This window comes from Paracraurococcus lichenis (assembly GCF_030657435.1).
Classification (GTDB): Bacteria; Pseudomonadota; Alphaproteobacteria; order Acetobacterales; family Acetobacteraceae; genus Paracraurococcus; species Paracraurococcus lichenis.
Genome location: NZ_JAUTWS010000188.1, coordinates 1 through 4841, shown reverse-complemented (window position 1 = coordinate 4841; position 4841 = coordinate 1). Strand labels below are relative to the sequence as shown.

The window sequence follows — 4841 nt, the reverse complement described above, 5'->3', positions numbered from 1 at the left end:
CGGCAGCAGATGCGATGGTCGCCCCAAGGGGCCCACCGCGTGCTGCAGGTCAGGGCCGCAGTGCTGGACGGCCGTTTCGGCCAGCAGGCGATCCAGCTCGCAGCATAGTGCCCCAGGTTTTTGACACTCCCGCCTCCATCTTCAGCACCATGCAGGCTGACATGATGAAGGCACTGCATGATGGGGAGAACGTCTCGTCAGCCAGGGCCGCCGCCGTGACGGCAATGGAGAGACTCCGCGCCGGCATGATCGCTGCCGTGAACAGCGCCTGCGACGATGCCAGGACCCTCCTCGTCCAGCGCACCGTCAACATGGACAAGGCCGACAAGCTGATCGGGCTGTCCTTCCGCCCTACAACACCTGTGAACGAGGCGCTGAACGCGGCAACTGCCGCCCTGCGCAAGATGAGGGAGTAGTGAACGAGCGAGACCGCCTTCGGGCGGTCTTTTGTTCTGGAAGCTTAGGTCAAGGTGTGCCATTCCAGCGAAGCTGGGACACGAAAGTACTTTTGCCATTCCGCCCCGCAGCCCCAGCAGCCGCGAGCGCCTCCTACATCGCCCGCTTCAACGCTTCGGTCGCAACTGCCACGCCGATCTTTTCAGCGACGCCGAGCGCCCACTTCCCTGCGCTCTTGAGGTATCCCAGGGCGGCCTGGCCATCACCCTTGGCCGCCGCCTCTTCCGCGTCAGCCACAGCGCCGATCGCCTTGTCTTGCTCGCGCGTCCCCGTGGCCTCGCCCTTCATGGCGGCACGCAGTCGCCCCAACTCCTCCGCCAGCTTCGCCAGGTCGACGCCGCCCTGGACCTGCTGGAACGTGTTGTCGTGGGCGTGCGCGCGAGGAGCGACTGCTCCGGCTTGCCCGGAAACGTTGTAGGTGTCTCGGCTCATGGTGGGACCCTCGATTGCACTTGGCCCATGGACATGAATCTCTTGCCTCTGCCTTGGCTGCGCCAAGGCAGAGGCCATTCTGAAGATGCCTTCCCGGAGTATCGAATCTAGGCGGTCTCGCTCGTTGGCGATGCACTTCAGCTCGATTTGCAGGCGCATAAGCTCCTGCCCAAATGCCTCGGCACTGCGGCCCTCAAGGTCCTCAACAGTGATCGTGACCGAAGCAGCGCCAGCCTCATTCTGCACTGAGCGGACCTGAAGCACGCTGCCGGGGTGTTCGGCTTGCAGGCGTTCCACAATAAGCGGCAGCGCAAGAAGGTCCACGGGTGACATGCCGCCTGGGTAGCGCAGCACTATTCGCGGCTTGTCGGCAAAGATACGCTCAAACTCGCCTTCGCCGTACACGATCGGATCCTTGTCTTCTCTGTCCCAAAAGGCATGCTGACAAGTGACGCACTTGATTGACCAACCCTCTCGCTGAGTTTCCCAGAGCTTCGCTCCGGTTAGATCAGCACGATCGAGGCGTGCATCAACAAGATTCGCTAACTTCAGGTCCGCCGATCCGAGCTTCGCCTTTCGGAGGTCCGCTACAGAGAGATTTGCCCTACGCAAATCGCTCCTGCTGAGATCCGCTTCGCGGAGGTCCGCTCTGCGGAGATGCGCCTCAATAAGGTTTGCTTCCCGGAGATCAACTTCGCTGAAATCTACCCAGACGAGGTTAGCCCCACGGAAATCTACCCCGCCAAAGTTCGCCTTTCGAAAGTTTTTAAAGCTAAGGTCCGTACCACTGAGGTCTGGCCTGACACTCGGTTCTTTTTCCCTCCAAGCATTCCACGCTTCAACCCCTTGCCGGAGCAAGTCGAGGTGGTCCGCATTGGCCATCGCTGTCACACCACCAGTCCGAGCACTACTACTCACTGGGAGGTTTACGCAGGTGCTTTGGCTTCTCTGCAGATCCTGGCAGACCGTTGCCGCCCTGGGCCTGTTGGAAGCTGTTGTCCTGGGCATGTGCGCCGGGACCAACTACCGCAGCTTGCCCGGAGATGTTGTAGGTGTCTCGGCTCATGGCAGGGCCTTCGATGGCGGTTAACCCACTCGAACTGTGAACATGAACCTCTTGCCTCGGCAGCGACAGGAACTCGGCCATCTTCGAGATGCCTTCCGAGAACATCGCCCCTAAGCGCTGTCGGAGGTGATCTCGCTCTTCGACAATGCATTCCAGCTTGGCCTGGATGCGTACAAGCTCATGCCCAAACGCCTCGGCACTACGATCCTTTAGGTCCTCAACGGTAATTGTGACCGCCACGCCACCAGCATCGTCCTGCATCGAGCGAACCCGAAGCAAGCTATCAGGGTGTTCGGCCTGCAGGCGCTCAACAACCAGCGGCAGCGCGAGAAGATCAATTGGCGACATACCGCCCGGGTAGCGCAGCACGATGCGTGGCTTCTCCGCGAAGATGCGTTCGAACTCACCTTCTGCGTACTCAATCGGCTCCTCGCCCTTCCTGTCCCAATAGGCCCTCCGACAGATGACAGCTTGAATCGACCAGTCAGCACGCTGAGCTTCCCAGAGCTCTGCGCCAGTTAGGTTGGCACGGTCGAGGTGAGCGTCGATAAGATTTGCTCGCTTAAGGCCCGCCCAGAAAAGGTTTGCGCCGGAAAGGTCGGTTTTGCGAAGGTTTGCCCCGGAGAGATCCGCTCCTTCGAGGTCTGCCTCGCGAAGGTACGCCAAGAAAAGGTTTGCCTCGGAGAGGCTCGCTTTGCGAAGGTTTGCCCCGGAGAGATCCGCCCCTTGAAGGTTCGCTTCCCGGAGGTCCGCCCAGAAAAGGCTTGCGCCGGAGAGGTTCGCTTTGGAAAGGTCCGCTCCTGAGAGCTTCACCTCCCAGAGGTTCGCCCCAGAGAGGTTCGCTTCGCGGAGCTTCGCCCCGGAGAGGTTCGCTTCGGAGAGATTTGCCCCGGAGAGGTTCGCTCCGGCGAGGTCTGCCTCGCGAAGGTTCGCCCCGCCGAGTTTCGCCGATATAAGATCCGCTTCGCTGAGGTCCGCTCCGCTGAGATCCGCCCCACTGAGGTCCGCGCCGAAGAGAAACGCATTGCGGAGATTTACCTTTCGGAGAAACGCTTCACGGAAGTTCACATCGCTGAGGTGCGCCCGGCCGATGTTCGCTTCGCTGAGATCCGGCCTAATATACGGCTGTTCCTCTCTCCACACATTCCACGCCTCAGCCCCTTGCCGAAGCCGTTCGAGGTGGTCCGCATTGGCCATCGTCGCTGCACCTGCCGATCCCGACCACGACCATACGTTAGATGGCTCACAGGAGCGGCTTTCCTCACAGGCGGTTGTATGACCGCATTCAGGAGTAGGGGCCGCTGGCGGCTGCTGTCCCGTGGGGCTGACCAGGGGTGCCCCCTGCAGCGAAAGGTGCGTACCCGCCTGGCTTCTAGGACAGAAGTGTAAAGTACTTTCGTGCCCCAACCTTTTTTATCTCAGGAATACTTGATCCGCTGAAGAGGAATATCGATTTTGACTAAGGAAGACGCTGTACGAACCCGCTCGGTACGCTCCGTTCGCACACGCCTTTAAGGTTGCGCGTGGTCAGCCACGGTCGATGTACCAGTACCCGCAGACGCTCGAACGACCGTCTCGGGGGCGCATGCAGGCCCGAGTAGCAAAGTGATTCTGTGTTGTTGTGTTCCAGTTCATAACCAAATTCGAAACCTTTCTTTTAAAAGGACCACACTGCTTCCAGCTTCCGTTGTCTTTTACCTGCTGTTGTGTTGGATGTGCTGGCAAGCTCCTCGGCATTCCACGCAAACTGCGGTCTATCCACACTAAGTCCCCACGCTCGTAGCCGGTACTGATGCGGGCAAAACTGAAGTTGAAGGCCGAACCATTGAGCAGCTCCACAGTCCGACCGTACGCGGTAAACGAGCTGCCGCTTTTGACCACTCGATAGACATCTGGCCGAGAATCCACATCACCAGCATCACAGTCCCCAGAGCTGGCTGCTGCTGGGCTGGCTCCGGCGACGCTAACGAGGACTGCCAATAGGCCTCCCGTCGCCAGCGCCGCCAGCCGCTGGTTTCGCCTCACCGGGACCGAGCTGCCTGAGTTAATCTTCGCGCTGTGTTTGCCATTGATGCTCCGAGTTACCGGACCCCAGAAGCTAAAAGGACTAATCATCATGGTGTTCTTTCCTATCCTAGCAATCATGGCAAAATCAAACGTATTTAAGTATCAGTAAGAAACCCTCCTGAAGAAAACACATGCATTTGCATTCAGTCAATGGAACCAGAGCTTTCGCTACACGATCTGTGTTCGAACGCACAGCCCGTGCATGCACTCTCAGCACGTATTTGGATCAGGGATAGCCGCTCACCGCGGTTTCTGAAATCCAAGCTCTCGGCCGGGGAACGCAAGGCTCGACAGGCTGAAGATTATTCGCCTACAGCTGGCGATCGGCCGAGCGCTGGAGGAGCGTGGCATCACCACCCCTGTCGCAATCGGCGATGCCCTTGGGGATGCCGGCGCCGGAGGCGACCAAGCTGCTGAACCAGCACCAGTGGCGACAGGGCGACGTGGCGCTGCTCGAGGGCGCGGCGGTGCGGCTGGGGTGCTGGCGCCAAGCCAGGAACGCACCGGCTCGAGCTAAAAGGCGGTTTTCAGAATTGCTTGGCGACGCGGCTTGCAACCAGGAATACGCAAGCGGCCTGAAGCAGCGACGCCGTGATGAAGTCGAGCCGGTCGTAGCGTAGGGCGAGGCGCTTGTTCTCCAGCACCCAGGCATTGGTGCGCTCGACCGGCCAACGGCGCTTGCCCAATCCGGATCCGTGCGGGCGACCACGCTTGTGGATCTTTGGCTCGGCGCCGAACTGGCGGCAGAGGTCGCGATGGTGCTCGGCATCGTAGCCCTTATCGGCGAAGACCGTGCGGATACGGGCCATGACCGCAAAGG

The 4841-nt window shown here is 60.0% G+C and carries 4 protein-coding genes; 1 reads left to right on the top strand and 3 read right to left on the bottom strand.

Going from position 1 to position 4841, the window contains the following annotated elements:
- Positions 1-161 precede the first annotated feature (161 nt).
- Positions 162-416: a hypothetical protein gene (locus tag Q7A36_RS38370; protein WP_305109060.1), complete on the top strand. Its 255-nt coding sequence runs from the start codon at positions 162-164 to the stop codon at positions 414-416.
- A gap of 133 nt (positions 417-549) precedes the next feature.
- Here the strand turns inward: Q7A36_RS38370 and Q7A36_RS38365 are convergent, their stop codons facing one another.
- From Q7A36_RS38365 to Q7A36_RS38355, 3 genes are all read right to left on the bottom strand, one after another.
- Positions 550-1770 (bottom strand): pentapeptide repeat-containing protein, encoded by a 1221-nt coding sequence (locus Q7A36_RS38365; RefSeq protein WP_305109059.1) that lies wholly within the window; start codon positions 1768-1770, stop codon positions 550-552.
- A gap of 28 nt (positions 1771-1798) precedes the next feature.
- Entirely contained in the window at positions 1799-3151 is a 1353-nt protein-coding gene (locus Q7A36_RS38360) for a pentapeptide repeat-containing protein (RefSeq protein WP_305109058.1), read from the bottom strand.
- A 1397-nt stretch (positions 3152-4548) separates the two neighbouring features.
- A partial coding sequence (locus Q7A36_RS38355) for a transposase (protein ID WP_305109057.1) occupies positions 4549-4841 on the bottom strand: 293 nt, incomplete at its 5' end.

Bases quoted from the DNA above. Each gene is read 5' to 3' on its own strand.
- Q7A36_RS38370 (WP_305109060.1), top strand. From the start codon at position 162: ATGATGAAGGCACTGCATGATGGGGAGAACGTCTCGTCAGCCAGGGCC.
- Q7A36_RS38365 (WP_305109059.1), bottom strand. From the start codon at position 1,770: ATGGCCAATGCGGACCACCTCGACTTGCTCCGGCAAGGGGTTGAAGCG.
- Q7A36_RS38360 (WP_305109058.1), bottom strand. From the start codon at position 3,151: ATGGCCAATGCGGACCACCTCGAACGGCTTCGGCAAGGGGCTGAGGCG.